Genomic DNA, 15,968 nt, shown 5'->3' with positions numbered 1-15,968 from the left:
CGCGCCTTACTGCCCGAGCAGCGCTTCCAGCCTGGCCTTCAGCGCCTGAATGCGTTCAGCCGCTTCGGTGAAGGTCTTCACATCCTCGCGGTTGTTGTTCCCGCGCGCTTCCTTGGCCGATTCCAGATAGCCTTCCATGTCGGCTTCCAGCGCATCGATCAGGATCTCGGTCTCGTCTTCGGTCAGGGTAAGCTTGATCGCCATTGCGGCACTCCTTCGATTCAAACCCTGCGGTTAGGACATGTCCGCGCGCTTGCCCACCCCCAACCCCTCCCGCTTGCGGGAGGGGAGCCACAAACCGACGTTTCAAGCCCTCCCGCAGGCGGGAGGACCGCGAGACTTGCTGAACGCAGTGAAGTTAGTCGCAGCGGGGTGGGCAGGTTTCAGCACAAACGAAAAGGGCCGCCCCGAAGGACGGCCCCGTTCATGCGGCTTGGCCTGCAATCACATGTGGATCGGCTTGCCCGTCACCGCCATCGCCGCTTCCTTCAGCGCTTCCGAATGCGTCGGGTGCGCGTGGCAGGTATAGGCGATGTCTTCCGAAGTCGCGCCGAATTCCATCGCCTGCGTTGCCTGTGCGATCATCGTGCCCGCTACGCTTGCGATGCACCACACGCCCAGCACGCGGTCGGTCTTGGCGTCCGAGATGACCTTCACGAAGCCGTCCGGCTCATGGTTGGTCTTGGCGCGGCTGTTGGCGAGCATCGGGAACTTGCCGACCTTGATCTCACCCTTTTCGCGGGCGGCTTCCTCGGTCAGCCCCACGCCTGCGAACTCGGGCATCGTATAGACCACGCCCGGGATCAGGTCATGGTTCACGATGCCGGTAAGCCCTGCAATGTTCTCGGCCACGGCAATGCCTTCGTCCTCGGCCTTGTGCGCCAGCATCGGGCCGGGGATCACGTCGCCGATGGCCCAGACGCCCGGAACCTTGGTGGCAAAGTCATGGTCGGTCTCGATCTGCCCGCGCGCGTTCAGCTCCAGACCGATCTTGTCGAGGCCCAGACCATCCACGTTCGGACGACGACCAATGGCGACCAGCACGCAATCGGCCTCGATCGTCGCTGCCTCGCCGCCCTTCGAAGGCTCGACCGTCAGCGTCGCGGTCTTGCCGCTCACCGAAACGCCGGTCACCTTCGTGCCGAGCTTCAGGTCCATGCCCTGCTTCTTGAAGATCTTGGCAGCTTCCTTGCGCACGTCGCCGTCCATGCCGGGCAGCAATTGGTCGAGGAATTCCACGACCGTCACCTTCGCGCCCAGACGGCGCCAGACCGAACCCAGCTCAAGCCCGATCACGCCGCCACCGATCACCACCAGGTGGTTCGGCACGCGATCCAGCGCCAGCGCGCCGGTGCTGTCCACGATCACGCCCGCATCGTTGTCCACGGTCACGCCCGGAAGCGGCGTAACGCTCGAACCGGTGGCGATCACGATGTTCTTCGCAGTCACCTTCTGGCCAGCCACGTTCACCGAGTGCGCGTCCTCGAACTGCGCGTAACCCTTGAGCCAGGTCACCTTGTTCTTCTTGAACAGGAACTCGATCCCGCCGGTCAGCTGCTTGACCGAGTCCAGCTTCTGCCCCTGCATTGCGGTCAGGTCGAGCGTTACCGGCCCGGTCTTGATGCCGTAGGTGTCAAAAGTGCCGTTCACCGCTTCGTCGAACTTCTCCGACCCGTGCAGCAGCGCCTTCGACGGAATGCACCCGACGTTGAGGCACGTGCCCCCCAGCGTCTCGCGCCCTTCGGCACAAGCGGTCTTCAGCCCCAGCTGCGCCGCGCGGATCGCCGCGACATAACCGCCGGGACCGGCACCGATGACAAGGACGTCGTAATCGTATTCAGCCATTTTCCGGCTCCGTTGCGTGACTGGCGTTCAGCAAACTGAAGCTCGCCTTTACCAGCTTTTCGTCATTCCCGCGAAGGCGGGAATCCAGCGACAACGCTTGGAACTGGATTCCCGCCTGTGCGGGAATGACGAAGGTATCGTTACAAATCAAAGATCGATCAGCAGCCGCGTCGGATCTTCAATCGCTTCCTTGATCGTCTTGAGCGCGGTCACCGCCTCGCGACCGTCGATGATACGGTGGTCGTAAGACAGCGCGATGTACATCATCGGGCGGATCACGATCTCGCCATTACGGACAACCGGACGGTCCTCGATGCGGTGCAGGCCGAGCACGGCCGACTGCGGCGGGTTGATGATCGGGGTCGACATCAGGCCGCCGAACACACCGCCGTTGGAGATGGTGAACGTGCCGCCCGCCATGTCGGCCATGGTCAGCGTGCCGTCGCGCGCGGCCTTGCCGTAGTTCGCGATAGCCTTCTCGATGTCCGCAAAGCTCAGCTTGTCGACATCGCGCACCACCGGCACGACGAGGCCGTTCGGCGCCGAGACCGCGACCGAGATGTCGACATAGTCGAAGTAGACGATCTCATCACTCTGGATCTGCGCGTTGACCGAAGGGATGTCCTTCAGCGCCAGCACCGATGCCTTGGCGAAGAACGACATCAGGCCAAGCTTCACGCCGTGCTTCTTCTCGAACACGTCCTTGTACTTGTTGCGCGCTTCCATCACCGCGCTCATGTCCACGTCGTTGAACGTGGTGAGCAGGGCGGCGGTTTCCTGCGCGCTCTTGAGGCGCTTTGCGATGGTCTGGCGCAGGCGCGTCATCTTGACGCGCTCTTCGTTGCGACCACCCGAAACCGCAGCGGCAGGCGCTGCGACAGGAACCGAGACCGCAGCGGCAGGCGCGGCCTGCTTGGCAGCAGCGGCGGCCATCACGTCTTCCTTGGTCAGGCGGCCGTCCTTGCCAGTGCCCTTCACGGTCGAAGGATCGATGCCGTATTCCAGCACCGCGCGGCGCACGGCAGGCGAAAGTGCGGCAGCGTCACCGGACGGAGCAGCAGCGGCCTCTACAGCCGGAGCCGCAGCAGGTGCAGCGGCAGGAGCCGGAGCAGCAGCTGGCACCGCAGCAGCCGAACCACCTTGCTCGATCAGCGCGAGCAGCGCGCCGACGTTCACCGTATCGCCTTCATTGGCCACCAGCGCGCCCAGCACGCCCGCAGCAGGCGCAGGCACTTCAACCGCGACCTTGTCGGTCTCGAGGCTGACGATGGGTTCGTCCAGCGCCACGGCCTCGCCGGGCTTCTTCAGCCACTGGCCGACGGTTGCTTCGCTGACGCTTTCGCCCAGCGTCGGGACCTTCACTTCAATCGACATAGTCTCATTCCTCGGGGAGAAGGAAAATCAGTTCTTCTTTTGACGACGGATCTCGCCACGCACCGAAAGGCCCAGCGCATCGGCAACCAATGCGCCCTGCTCGCTGGTGTGGCGGCTGGCGAGGCCCGTGGCGGGCGATGCCGCCGCTGCACGACCAGCATAGCGCGGACGTGCAACCTTGCTCTTGGCAGCCTTCAGCGATTCCTCGATCAGCGGCTCGACAAAGAACCACGAACCGTTGTTGCGCGGCTCTTCCTGGCACCACACCACTTCTTCGAGGTTCGGCATGCGCGAAAGGCGCAGGGCCAGCGGCTCGCCGGGGAAGGGGTAGAGCTGTTCGAGGCGGATGATCTGCGTATCGGTGATGCCCGCGGCATCGCGCGCCTCGATCAAGTCATAGGCAACCTTGCCCGAGCACAGCACGACCTTGCGGGTGTCCTTGTCGGCTGCCGGATTGATGTCCGACAGGATGCGCATGAAGTGCCCGTCGCCGATGAAGTCCGAAGCAACCGACTTTGCCAGCGGGTGGCGCAGCAGGCTCTTGGGCGTCATGATGATCAGCGGCTTGCGGAACGGACGGTGCATCTGCCGGCGCAGCACGTGGAAGTAGTTGGCCGGCGTGGTGATGTTGCACACCTGGATGTTGTCTTCTGCGCACAGCTGCAGATAGCGCTCCATGCGGGCAGACGAGTGTTCCGGCCCCTGTCCTTCGTATCCGTGCGGCAGCAGCATGACGAGGCCGTTGGCGCGCAGCCACTTGGCCTCGGATGCGGCAATGTACTGGTCGATCACGATCTGCGCGCCGTTGGCGAAGTCGCCGAACTGCGCTTCCCACAGCACGAGGCTCTTCGGGTCAGCGCTGGCATAGCCATACTCGAAGCCGAGCACGCCATATTCCGACAGCGTCGAATCCAGCACTTCGAACGTGCCATGCGGCAGCGTCTTGAGCGGAACGTACTTGCGCTCGTCGGTCTGGTCGACCCACACCGCGTGACGCTGGCTGAATGTGCCACGCCCGCAGTCCTGCCCGGACAGGCGCACGCCATAGCCTTCGGACACGAGGCTGCCGAACGCCAGCGCCTCACCGGTCGCCCAGTCGAAGCCCTGACCTGTGCTGAACATCTCGCGCTTGGCGTCGATCACGCGGCCCAGGGTCTTGTGGACGGTGAGGTCCTCAGGGACCGTGGTCAGCGTGCGGCCAAGGCTGTCGAACAGCTTCTGGTCGATCCCGGTCGCCACGTTGCGGCGCGCGGTCACCGGATCGGCCGGCTTGTTCAGGCCCGACCAGCGGCCGCCGAACCAGTCGGCCTCGTTGGCCTTGTAGCCCTTGGCCGCCTCGAACTCGGTCTCGAGCGTCGCCACGAAGTGGCTCTCGATCTCGCCCTTGTAGTTGGCGTCGATCACGCCTTCGCCGACAAGGCGCTTGGCATAGATGTCGCTCACGCCCGGATGCTGGCGGATCTTGGCGTACATCAGCGGCTGCGTGAACGAAGGCTCGTCGCCCTCGTTGTGGCCGAAGCGGCGATAGCACCACATGTCTACCACGATGTCGCGGCCGAACTTCTGGCGGTAGTCGATCGCCAGCTTGCAGGCGAAGGTCACTGCTTCCGGATCATCGCCGTTAACGTGGAGGATCGGTGCCTGCACGCCCTTGGCCACGTCCGACGGGTAAGGAGACCCGCGCGAGAACTGGGGCGAGGTGGTGAAGCCGATCTGGTTGTTGATGATGAAGTGGATGCAGCCGCCGGTGTTGTAGCCGCGCACGCCCGAAAGGCCGAAGCATTCCCACACGATGCCCTGGCCTGCAAAGGCTGCGTCACCGTGGATCAGCACCGGCAGCACCTGCTTGTGGCGCGCGTTCGGCCCCACGTCATCGCCGATGTCGTCGCGGAACACCTGCTGCGCGCGGACCTTGCCGAGCACGATCGGGTCGACCGTCTCGAGGTGCGAGGGGTTGGGCACAAGGCTCATGTGCACCTTGGTCCCGTCGAACTCGCGGTCGGTCGAAGTGCCGAGGTGGTACTTCACGTCGCCCGAACCACCCACATCCTGCGGGTTGGCGCTGCCGCCCGAGAATTCGTGGAAGATCACGCGATAGGGCTTGGCCATCACGTTGGCGAGCACGTTGAGGCGACCGCGGTGGGCCATGCCGTAAACGATCTCGCGCACGCCGAGCTGGCCGCCGTACTTGATGATTGCCTCAAGCGCCGGGATCATCGATTCCCCGCCATCAAGTCCGAAGCGCTTTGTGCCGACGTACTTCTTGCCGAGGAACTTCTCGTACTGTTCGCCACGTACCACGGCGGCGAGGATCGCCTTCTTGCCGGCAGGCGTGAAGTCGATCGACTTGTCGCCGCCTTCGATGCGGTCCTGGATGAACTTGCGTTCCTCCACGTCGGCGATATGCATGTATTCGAAGCCGACGTGCCCGCAGTAGTTGGCACGCAGGATCGCGACCAGTTCCTCAAGCGTGGCCCATTCGAGGCCGAGCACGCCGCCGAGATAGATCTTGCGCTTGGCGTCCGCAGCGGTGAAGCCATGGTATTCGGGCGAGATGTCGGCCGGGAGCTTCTGGCGGGCAAGGCCCAGCGGATCGAGATCGGCGGCCAGATGCCCGCGCACGCGATAGGTGCGGATCAGCGTCATCGCGCGGATCGAATCCATCGCCGCCTGCTGCAGCGCTGCTTCGTCCAGCTGCGCGCCGCCCTTCTTGGCGGACTTCCCGATGGCAAGCTTGAGCGCCATCGGGTCCATTGCCTGGGTCAGGTCATCGCCAGCAGCGGCATCCGTGATCGGCCAGCGCTTGCTCTGCCACGAGGGACCGGGCTGCGGACCTTCCTGAGCGGGATCCACGTCGAAATCGTGCAGTTCAGAACCCATTTTCAACTCCTGGTCCCCCCGGGGAGGTTGGGGGCTTCGGACATTTTCCCGCTCTGCTTCAGGGCAGAGCCGACCCTTCCGGCACACCGCGACCCGGCGCGCAAAAATTCGTAACTGCGGCGGGCTTCAGCACGGGCCTTGGCCTACCGGATATTCTTGAAGCATCCGCCCGGCGGCACCCTACGCAAGGTTGCCTATCCGGGCGGTAGCTTGTTCACGCGATCAGACGCGTTCCTTCAGCACTTCGGCGAGCGTTTCGCCGAGCAGCGAAGGCGAGGACGAGACCTTGATCCCGGCTGCTTCCATCGCTGCGATCTTGCTTTCGGCATCGCCCTTGCCGCCCGAGACGATCGCCCCGGCGTGGCCCATGCGGCGGCCCGGAGGCGCGGTGCGGCCCGCGATGAAGCCGGCCATCGGCTTCTTGCGGCCACGCTTGGCCTCGTCGATCAGGAACTGCGCGGCCTGCTCCTCGGCGTCGCCACCGATTTCGCCGATCATGATGATCGACTTGGTGGCTTCGTCCGCCAGGAACAGTTCGAGCACGTCGATGAAGTTGGTGCCGTTGACCGGGTCACCGCCGATGCCGACAGCCGTGGTCTGGCCAAGGCCGATGGCCGAGGTCTGGAACACCGCTTCATAGGTCAGCGTGCCCGAGCGCGAGACGACGCCCACAGAGCCTTCCTTGAAGATCGAACCCGGCATGATGCCGATCTTGCACTGATTCGGCGTCAGCACGCCGGGGCAGTTCGGACCGATCAGGCGGCTCTTCGAACCCGAAAGCGCGCGCTTGACCTTGACCATGTCGAGCACGGGCACGCCCTCGGTGATCGCCACGATCAGTTCCATCTCGGCATCGATCGCCTCGAGGATGGCATCGGCGCAGCCCGAAGGCGGCACATAGACGCACGAAGCGGTCGCGCCGGTCACGGCCTTGGCTTCTGCCACAGTGTCGAACTGGGGCAGGCCGATGTGGCTGGTGCCGCCCTTGCCGGGCGTAACGCCGCCAACCATCTGCGTGCCGTAATCAAGCGCGGCCTGCGTGTGGAAGCTGCCGGTCTTGCCCGTCATCCCCTGGGTGATGACCTTGGTATTCTTGTCGACGAGAATGCTCATGTCGTTCCTTTCCGTTTTTGCCGCCCGCCGCCGCTGCTTGCGGCACGGGCGGCTCGGCAGTCAGGTGGCCCCAGGGGAGGATGGGGCGCAACTGTGTTTGAAGATTTGATCAGGCGAGCGAGGGATCGATGCCCTTGCAAGCTTCCAGCAGTTCCTTGACCGCGTCGACCGAGACCTGAAGGTTGCCCTTGGCTTCGTCGTCGAGTTCGATCTCGATCACCTTTTCCACGCCGTTCGCGCCGATCATCACCGGCACGCCAACGTAGAGGCCGTCAACGCCGTACTCGCCGTCAACGTAAGCCGCGCAAGGCAGGATGCGCTTCTGGTCGTTGAGGTAGGCTTCAGCCATGGCGATGCCCGAGGCGGCAGGCGCGTAGAACGCCGAACCGGTCTTGAGCAGGCCGACGATCTCGCCGCCGCCCGAACGGGTGCGCTGCACGATCGCGTCGATCTTTTCCTGGGTGGACAGGCCCATCTTGACCAGATCCGGCACCGGAATGCCGTTGACGGTCGAGTACTGGGTGACGGGCACCATGGTGTCGCCGTGGCCGCCGAGCACGAAAGTGTTCACGTCGCGGATCGAGACGCCGAATTCCCAGGCGAGGAAGGTGCTGAAGCGAGCCGAATCCAGCACGCCCGCCATGCCGACAACCTTGTTGTGCGGCAGGCCGGAGAATTCGCGCAGCGCCCAGACCATCGCGTCAAGCGGGTTGGTGATGCAGATGACGAACGCGTCGGGTGCGTTGGCAGCAATGCCTTCGCCCACGGCCTTCATCACCTTGAGGTTGATGCCGAGCAGGTCGTCGCGGCTCATGCCCGGCTTGCGGGCAACGCCTGCGGTCACGATGATCACGTCGGCACCGGCAATGTCGGCATAGTCGTTGGTGCCGGTGATCTTGGCGTCGAAGCCTTCGACCGGACCGCACTGCGACAGGTCGAGCGCCTTGCCCTGCGGCACGCCTTCGACCACGTCGAACAGGACGATGTCACCCAGTTCCTTCTGGGCGGCGAGGTGGGCGAGCGTGCCCCCGATATTGCCCGCGCCGATCAGCGCGATCTTCTTGCGTGCCATGCTCTACGGTCCTTTCCCGTTCGCGGGGACAAGCATACAGATGCCAGCAGAGCTTGCGCCCAAGTCCTCCCCGTGCCCCGCGAGACAGGAAAGTTCTGGCAGAATGACTCGGCCCCTAAGCCTGCACGCACACGAATGCAACCGCGAAAAACGGCTAGTTTCCGCCTTTTTGCGATAACAGTTCGCAATAGCAAAAGCCGTGCTTCCGAACCATTGCGCCCCCGCGAAGGCGGGGGCCTCGGTGTTGAAACTCAACATCTCCCGAAACCTCCCGAGGTCCCCGCCTTCGCGGAGACGCAACCTCTGTGCACGAACTATCCGAACAGCAAAAAAGCCCCGGCGTTTCCACCGGGGCTTCCATTTGCGCTTTTCCTCTCCGCAAACTCGTCAGGTAACAATCAGCTCCGCCGCCGCTTCATGAAGTCGCGCGCCATGCGCCGGTCGAGCGTTGCGCAGACTTCCACCCAGAACGCGACCCGCCCGTCCTCGCCACTGCGCTCGGCAATGACCGCAGCATCCCGTGCCCGCGCTGCTGCCGAAAAGCCGTGTGCCGCAAACAGCCGAAGCGCCGTGTCGAGCGCCTCGCCCTGCTGCGCCCACGAACCGCTCCAGTTTTCGGCATTGTCATTCACCGCCCGCAAGTGCCGCCCTTGGATCGAGCGCGACAGGCAGGGGGAAATGATGCCGTAACGGGGCGCAAAACGCAGCATGGTACCTCGTATCTCTCTACGGCCCCGGGGACATTCGGAACCGTTCTCCACGACCCCGCTCTAGGCCCATCTGCGCTAAGAGTGTGTGTGACGACACGGTAAAGGAAGCGATAACCACCCGTTGCGAAACGGATTTGCGATCAATCGCCAGTTCCTCCCCGTTTTTGCGCAGCACAAAGGGCGAGGCGGACCATCCCGGACGTGATCCGGGATGGTGGAGGGGCTTCAGGCACCATCCTTGCGGCCATCAAGCTCCCGGCTGCGCAATCCACTTGTTCGCGTTTTCATATCCCGGCAGCACCGATCCGCTGCCCGAAACCGGAGCCTCGGCAGCGCCCGCCTTCGTCCCCGGCAACACTTGCGGCCGCACAAGGCTCTGCCCGGACACACCCTGCGGCACGCCAGTTACCGGCACCACACTCGCAGCCGGAGCCACGATCCGCCCGGCCTCAAACGCCTTCTCCAGTGCCAGCGGATCGGCGATGTCGACGGGCGAGGGCGTCCACGTCCGGGGATGCGGCGCGGCCAGCGGTTCCCCGCCGAAATAGCGCGCCGTAAACGCCGCGGGCCGCCCCGCCGCGCCTGCCCAGCTGTAAAAGCGGTGCGCGCCGATCGTGCCGATGAAGTTCAGGCTCGGCGCCCAGTAAGGATGCACCGCCGTCGTATGGTAATGCGTGGCAAGGCCGACCGGCGCATAGACGTAACCCGCCAGGGCATCGGCGGCCACGCGCCGCGCCCGGTCCCAGAACGCCTTCATCGGCTTCCTTGCCAGCGAGCCATCGCAGGCGAAAGAGAACTGGCACCCCGGCCGCTCCGACCCCTGATAGACCACGCCGCACACCGTGTTCGGCCATGCCGGATGCGCCACGCGGTTGAGCACCACCTGCGCCACCGCGCGCTGCCCCGCATCGGGTTCGCTCGCCGCTTCGTAATAGATCGCCGACGTCAGGCACTGCAGCGCCCGCCAGCGGTCCTCGCTGCTGCCCGCCGCCATGACCGGACGCGCCGTGGCGATCTCGGCATCGGAATGGCTCTGGTCCCATTTTGCCTGCGCTTCGGTCGGGGCGATCAGCCCGCTGTCGCTGGTGTCGAGCCAGTAGAACGCCGAACCCGGAAAGCTGTCACCCCCGCGCTCGAACGGCTGGAGACCCGCCATCTGCGATCTGGCAACCGCCGCCTGCACGCCGCCCGGCTCGCCCCATCCGGTCGGCCCGAGCAGCAGCGCGAAGATGCCGAACATCGCCACGCCGCCCAGCCGCTGCTTGATCACCGAAGGCGCGCGCAACGTCCGGCGGATCGAGCGCATGTCCCGCCGCCGGATGCGCGCGGCAAAATCGCGCGGCCGCAGCTCAGCCGCCATCACCGCCGCTTGCGCAGGCAGTTCGATCGGCGAGTAGGCAAGCTCGAGTGGCATGGGTCTGCGGCGAATCCTGAAAATCCTCAATTGCGCTAACCTTTTGCGCTTGGGCCTGCACCCGCGCTTTCGCCGCTGTCCCGATGCGGCACAAACCGCTGCCATCCGGTTAACCTGCTCCCCGGACCTGCCCCGAAGTGCATGTCCGCTCTTGCACTGCAACATCGATGGCGCTAGTTCCGCCCCCGACGCCAACGGTGCCCGCTGACCCGGGCTAAGAGGGAAGCCGGTTCCAATCCGGCGCTGCCCCCGCAACTGTAACCGGAGAGCGCGCTGCCAGACGATGCCACTGGTGCCGGATCGATCCCGGCGCTGGGAAGGCAGGCAACGTGTGATGACCCGGGAGCCAGGAAACCTGCCGATGGTAGTCGTTCCGCGGCCGGGCGGGGTGTACCGGGCGCACGCGACGAGGCGCGCCTATTCCAAGGCCCAGCGCACCTCTCGCCACGAACGGCATCAACCGTTCGTGGCCGGAGTTACGTTTCGTGAACAAGTACCTGCTTTCCGTTTCCGCCCTCGCGTTTGCCAGCCCCGCGTTTGCCCAAGGCGCCGACGATATCGTCACCGGTGACTCGATCCGCGCCGATTCCATCACCGTCATCGCCACCGGCAGTCAGACGAGCCTGACGAAGGTGGGCCAGCCCGTCACCGTCATCACCGCCGCCGAAATCCAGTCGATCCAGGGCCCCGACATCACCCGCGTCCTCGAACGCGTCCCCGGCCTCACCATCACCCGCAACGGCGGACCCGGCAGCTTCACCGGCGTGCGCCTGCGCGGCTCTGACGCCGAGCAGGTCCTCGTCCTCGTCGATGGCGTCCGCCTCGAAGACGTCTCGGCCCCCTCGGGCGGCTTCGATTTCGGCACGCTGACTCCCGGCGGCGTCGAGCGGATCGACGTCCTGCGCGGCTCCAACTCCATCGTCTGGGGCAGCGCGGCCATCGGCGGCGTGATCGCAGTCCAGTCGCGTGACCTGAACGGCGTCGAAGCCAGCGCCGAACTCGGCGCCAACGACAGCTACCTCGCCGATGCCGCTGCCGGTCTTTCCGGTGACTTCGGCGCACTCACCCTCAACGGCGGCTATTCCGAAAGCAACGGCGTCTCCGCTGCCGCATCCGGCACCGAGCCTGACGGCTTCCGCCAATGGCGCGTCGGCGGACGTGGCCGCGTGAACCTCTCGCAGGACCTCGCGATCGTCGCCACCGCCCGCTACGCCGACACCCGTACCGACATCGACGGTTTCGCCCCGCCGACCTACAGCTTCGGCGACACCCCGGAATACCAGACCACCCGCCAGGCCTCGGGCCGCGTCGGCCTGCGCTACACCGGCAGCGCCCTCACGCTCAACACCGGCTTTGCCATCTCCGACACCAAGCGCGACTACTTCGACCCGACCTTCGGCACCGACCCGTCCTATGGCTACAAGGGCCGCTCCGAACGCGTCGACCTGACCGGCCGTCTCAACCTCCCCGCCGATTTCACCCTCGATTTCGGCGGTGACAGTGAATGGACCCGCTTCTCCAGCACTTTCGATGCAGAAGCAAAGGCACGCCTCACCAGCGGCCATGCCCTGCTCGGCTGGAGCACCGACCGCGCCAGCATCGCCGCGGGTGTCCGCGTCGACGATCACAGCCGCTTCGGCACCGCATGGACCTTCGGCGCCAACGGCTCGTTCGAACTCGTCGAAAACCTGCGCCTGCGTGCCTCCTACGGCGAGGGCTTCAAGGCCCCCACGCTCTACCAGCTGCTCTCGGACTACGGCAACGCCGCGCTCAACCCCGAGCGTAGCAAGAGCTATGACGCAGGCCTCGAATGGGGCGCGGCTTATGGCAAGGTCCACGCTGCCGTCACCGTGTTCCGCCGCGACAGCCGCAACCTGATCACCTTCGTTTCCTGCGCCAGCCTCAACGCCTGCGCCACGCGGCCCTTCGGCCTCTACGACAACGTCGGCCTCGCCCGCGCGCAGGGCGTCGAAGCCGAACTCGGCGCCCGTCCCACCGATACGCTGCACCTGCAGGCGGCGTACACCTACCTCGAAACCGAGAACCGCACTCCCGGCAATGCCAACCGTGGCAAGGACCTCGCCCGCCGTCCCGCCCAGGCGCTCACCCTCTCGAGCGACTGGGCAACCCCGCTCGCAGGCCTCACCCTCGGGGCCGACCTGCGCCTTGTGGGAGACAGCTTTGACAACGCGTCAAACACCCGCCGCCTCGATGGCTACGCGCTGACTACCGTGCGCGCGAGCTTCCCCCTCACGGAGAAGGTCGAACTCTACGGCCGCGTCGAAAACCTTTTCGACGCCAGGTACCAGACCGTCGCCGACTACGGCACCTGGGGCCGCGCCGCCTACCTCGGCATCCGCGCGCGCTACTGATGACAGCACCCGCGCCTCGTTCCAAACCTCTGTGTCCCCGCGAAGGCGGGGACCTCGGCGGTGTTACGGAACGTCTGCGCACACGTCTCCCGCTCCTTTTCAAAGGAGTGGGTCAGGGGGTGGTGTTGTCTGCAGCTCTCCTCACCGCCAGTTGCATCCCCCACACCAACGCCACCCCCGAACCCCGCGCACAGACGCACCCGACACTCGTCAGCCTCAATCCCTGCACTGACGCGATCCTCGCCGAAGTGGCAGACCCCGCGCAGATCCTCGCCATCTCGCACTACAGCAAGGACCCGCGCTCCTCCTCGATGGACGCACGCCTCGCCAGCGCGCTGCCGTCCACGCGCGGCACTGTGGAAGAGGTCCTCGCGCTCAAACCCGATCTCGTCCTCGGCAGCACGTTCATCGATCCCGCCACGGCCAGCGCCTACAAGCGCCTCGGCCTGCGCCTCGAAACGCTCGGCATGGCCAGCACGGTGGAGGCCAGCCGCGACCAGATCCGCCAGATCGCCACCCTCTCGGGCCATCCCGACCGAGGCGAAGCCCTGATCCAACGCATCGATGCCGCACTCGCCGCCGCCACCCCGCGCCCCGGCACACGCCCTATCCCCACCGTCGTCTGGCAATCGGGCGGGCTGGTCCCCGGCGACGGCACCCTGATCGCCGATCTCCTGCGCCGCACCGGCTATGTCAATTTCGCCGCCGCGCGCGGGCTGGGGCAAGCCGATCTTCTCCCGCTCGAGAAGATGCTCGCAGACCCGCCCGAACTGATCCTCGTCGCAGGCCAGACTGCCGAGACAGGGAAGGGCGACGACCGTGTCCTCAGCCACCCCGCACTCAAGGCCCTGCGCACAACCCGCCGCGCCACCCTTAACCCCAAACTCCTCTACTGTGGCGGCCCCACCCTGATCGCCGCCGCCGAGCGTCTGGCCGAAGTCCGCCGTTCCTCCCCGGTACGGGGAGGGGGACCATCGAAGATGGTGGAGGGGCACCCGCAGTGAGCCGCAACCTCACCCCCATCCTCCTCATCGCCCTCGCGCTGGCCCTCCCGCTCTCGCTCCTCGCCGGGCAAGTCTGGATCGACCCGCTCGGCCCCCCGCTCCCCAACGCCACCGCGATCCTCATGGAACTGCGCCTCCCCCGCGCGCTCCTCGCCTTGATCCTTGGCTCCGGCCTCGGCGCGGCAGGCGCGGCCATGCAAGGCTACCTGCGCAACCCGCTGGCCGACCCCGGCCTTTTCGGCATCGCGCCTGCCGCCGCCCTCGGCGCAGTCCTGTCCTTCTACACCGGCTATGAAACGCAAAGCCTCACCCTGCCGCTCTTCGCCTTGACCGGAGCCGCGGGAGCCATGGCCCTGCTCGCGCTGATCGCCGGACGCAGCGGCGGCATCGCCCTGTTCACGCTGGCCGGCATGATGATCGCCAGCCTCGCAGGCGCGCTTACCAGCCTCGCCATCAGCCTCTCGCCCAATCCCTTCGCGCTGTCAGAGATCGTCACCTGGCTGATGGGCGCACTTGCCGATCGCGGCTGGCACGAAGTCCACCTCGCCGCCCCGCTCACCGCGCTCGGCCTCATCGCCCTTTGGCGCGCAGCGCCCGCGCTCGATGCGCTGGCCCTGGGCGAGGCTGCCGCCCGCTCGCTCGGCGTGGAGCCCGCTCGCCTTCTCGCCACAATGGTCGTCGCCATCGGCCTGATCGTAGGCAGCGGCGTGGCGGTTGCGGGCATGATCGGTTTCGTCGGCCTGATGGTCCCGCACTTCGTCCGCCCTTTCACCGACCAGCGCCCTTCGGCCACGCTGGTCCCCTCGGCGCTCGCCGGAGCGCTCCTGCTCCTCGTCGCCGATTGCCTGTGCCGCATTCTCCCCCTGCAGGGCGGCGAACTGCGCCTTGGCATCGCGCTCAGCCTTGCCGGAGCCCCATTCTTCCTGCGCCTCCTCCTCAAGCTGCGGCGGGAACTGGCGTAATGCTGGAAGCACTCGGACTGACTGTCTCCAACCGGCTTCACGAGGTGACCGCGCAACTGCGTTCGGGCCGCGTCACCGCCATTGTCGGCCCCAACGGCGCAGGCAAGTCCTCGCTCCTCGCAGCACTGGCAGGCCTGATCCCGCCAGAACGCGGAACGGTCACGCTCACCAGCCAGCCCCTGACGCAGCTGCCCCCGCAGGAGCGCGCCCGCCGCATCGGTTACCTGCCGCAGTCGGGCGAGGTCGCATGGAACCTCGCCGTCCGCACCCTTGTCGGCCTCGGCCGTCTGCCGCACCGCACCGGCCCCTCCGAGAACGCGGCTGCGGTCGAACAGGCCATCGCGACGATGCAGCTTGAGCCCCTGGCCGAGCGCGCCCTGTCCACCCTGTCCGGCGGAGAACGCGCCCGTGCCCTGCTAGCCCGCGTCCTCGCTACCCAGCCGCAGTGGATACTTGCCGACGAACCGCTTGCCGCGCTCGATCTTGCCCACCAGCAAGCCCTGATCCGGCGACTGCGGGAACTGGCGCACGAGGGCAGGGGCGTCGTCCTCGTCGTCCACGATCTCGCGTTGGCCATGAACCATGCCGATCACGTCCTCGTCCTCGACAAGGGCCACCTCATCGCCCAAGGCCCCCCGCAAGAGGCCCTGTCCGAAGACGTCATCGCCAAAGTCTGGAACCTGAAAGCCACCTGGCTAGGACAACCCGGCCACCAAGCGCTGGCCTTGTAATTCCTCCCCGGCACGGGGAGGGGGCCATCCCGGACCCGATCCGGGATGGTGGAGGGGCACCCGCCAAAACGCCCTACTTCTTCGGGCAGGAAGGGCACCAACGTCCGCTCACCCTGAGCCTGTCGTCGGATGCGAACCTCAAGCCGCCGTATCGGCACTCCGCTCGTCGTTCTCATGGCGATGCTCGGTCATGGCAGCAGCAAAATCGGCGGCGAAATAGGCAGCGAAACTTTCGCGCACCCGCTGCGAGATCGCCGGACGATCGTCGCACGCTGCTCCGCTGCGGCAGAACAGGCTCTGCGCCGGCGCGCGCCGGGCGACTGATCCATCCATGGCGGATGAAACGTCAGCCGGGGCTTGGGCGGGGGCGCGAGGGACTTCGATTACCATTCCGCAAAAATCCAGATACTTGCGTTTTCGTCATGGAAACCTAGCAAACTTCCGTAATGGAGGATTGTATGGTTTCGACAAAGTTACGACTTCCATCGGCA

At 65.9% G+C, this 15,968-nt stretch carries 13 protein-coding genes and 1 riboswitch; of the genes, 4 read left to right on the top strand and 9 right to left on the bottom strand.

Annotated elements, in window-relative coordinates:
- Positions 1-6 precede the first annotated feature (6 nt).
- The 8 genes from ACZ1JX_RS09645 to ACZ1JX_RS09610 form a co-directional block, all read right to left on the bottom strand.
- Positions 7-204, bottom strand: a complete 198-nt coding sequence (locus ACZ1JX_RS09645; protein ID WP_144906573.1) for a hypothetical protein — start codon at positions 202-204, stop codon at positions 7-9.
- Positions 205-444: 240 nt separating this feature from the next.
- On the bottom strand, positions 445-1,845 hold the full coding sequence (gene lpdA, locus ACZ1JX_RS09640; RefSeq protein ID WP_465123343.1) for a dihydrolipoyl dehydrogenase: 1,401 nt from the start codon (positions 1,843-1,845) through the stop codon (positions 445-447).
- 147 nt (positions 1,846-1,992) lie between these two features.
- Entirely contained in the window at positions 1,993-3,219 is a 1,227-nt protein-coding gene (gene odhB / locus ACZ1JX_RS09635) for a 2-oxoglutarate dehydrogenase complex dihydrolipoyllysine-residue succinyltransferase (RefSeq protein ID WP_465123342.1), read from the bottom strand.
- Positions 3,220-3,246: 27 nt separating this feature from the next.
- Entirely contained in the window at positions 3,247-6,099 is a 2,853-nt protein-coding gene (locus ACZ1JX_RS09630; protein WP_465123341.1) for a 2-oxoglutarate dehydrogenase E1 component, read from the bottom strand.
- Positions 6,100-6,321: 222 nt separating this feature from the next.
- The gene (gene sucD, locus ACZ1JX_RS09625; RefSeq protein ID WP_465123340.1) at positions 6,322-7,212 is read right to left on the bottom strand and encodes a succinate--CoA ligase subunit alpha; all 891 of its coding nucleotides are present in this window, start codon (positions 7,210-7,212) and stop codon (positions 6,322-6,324) included.
- A gap of 109 nt (positions 7,213-7,321) precedes the next feature.
- The gene (mdh, locus tag ACZ1JX_RS09620) at positions 7,322-8,284 is read right to left on the bottom strand and encodes a malate dehydrogenase (RefSeq protein ID WP_465123339.1); all 963 of its coding nucleotides are present in this window, start codon (positions 8,282-8,284) and stop codon (positions 7,322-7,324) included.
- A 398-nt stretch (positions 8,285-8,682) separates the two neighbouring features.
- Positions 8,683-8,994 (bottom strand): hypothetical protein, encoded by a 312-nt coding sequence (locus tag ACZ1JX_RS09615; RefSeq protein ID WP_465123338.1) that lies wholly within the window; start codon positions 8,992-8,994, stop codon positions 8,683-8,685.
- A gap of 247 nt (positions 8,995-9,241) precedes the next feature.
- The gene (locus ACZ1JX_RS09610) at positions 9,242-10,408 is read right to left on the bottom strand and encodes a cell wall hydrolase (protein WP_465123337.1); all 1,167 of its coding nucleotides are present in this window, start codon (positions 10,406-10,408) and stop codon (positions 9,242-9,244) included.
- Between the two features lie 178 nt (positions 10,409-10,586).
- Positions 10,587-10,785: riboswitch (cobalamin riboswitch) on the top strand.
- Between the two features lie 108 nt (positions 10,786-10,893).
- On the opposite strand from ACZ1JX_RS09610, the gene ACZ1JX_RS09605 reads away from it, so the two are divergent.
- The 4 genes from ACZ1JX_RS09605 (at position 10,894) to ACZ1JX_RS09590 (ending at position 15,477) form a co-directional block, all read left to right on the top strand.
- A complete protein-coding gene (locus ACZ1JX_RS09605) occupies positions 10,894-12,780 on the top strand; it encodes a TonB-dependent receptor plug domain-containing protein (protein WP_465123336.1) in 1,887 nt (628 codons plus the stop codon).
- A gap of 125 nt (positions 12,781-12,905) precedes the next feature.
- The gene (locus tag ACZ1JX_RS09600) at positions 12,906-13,784 is read left to right on the top strand and encodes an ABC transporter substrate-binding protein (protein WP_465123335.1); all 879 of its coding nucleotides are present in this window, start codon (positions 12,906-12,908) and stop codon (positions 13,782-13,784) included.
- Entirely contained in the window at positions 13,781-14,746 is a 966-nt protein-coding gene (locus tag ACZ1JX_RS09595) for a FecCD family ABC transporter permease (RefSeq protein ID WP_465123334.1), read from the top strand. The genes ACZ1JX_RS09600 and ACZ1JX_RS09595 overlap by 4 nt, the downstream gene beginning before the upstream one ends.
- Entirely contained in the window at positions 14,746-15,477 is a 732-nt protein-coding gene (locus ACZ1JX_RS09590; protein WP_465123333.1) for an ABC transporter ATP-binding protein, read from the top strand. Before ACZ1JX_RS09595 ends, ACZ1JX_RS09590 begins: the two co-directional genes overlap by 1 nt.
- A 138-nt stretch (positions 15,478-15,615) precedes the next feature.
- Here ACZ1JX_RS09590 and ACZ1JX_RS09585 read toward each other — a convergent pair whose 3' ends face one another.
- Complete coding sequence (locus ACZ1JX_RS09585) at positions 15,616-15,867, bottom strand: hypothetical protein (RefSeq protein WP_465123332.1); 252 nt, start codon at positions 15,865-15,867, stop codon at positions 15,616-15,618.
- Positions 15,868-15,968: the final 101 nt, after the last annotated feature.

It is taken from the genome of Novosphingobium sp. BL-A-41-Hi4A-0G, assembly GCF_055521735.1.
Note: the sequence above shows the minus strand (reverse complement) of the source record. Positions and strands in the feature narration are given on the sequence as shown.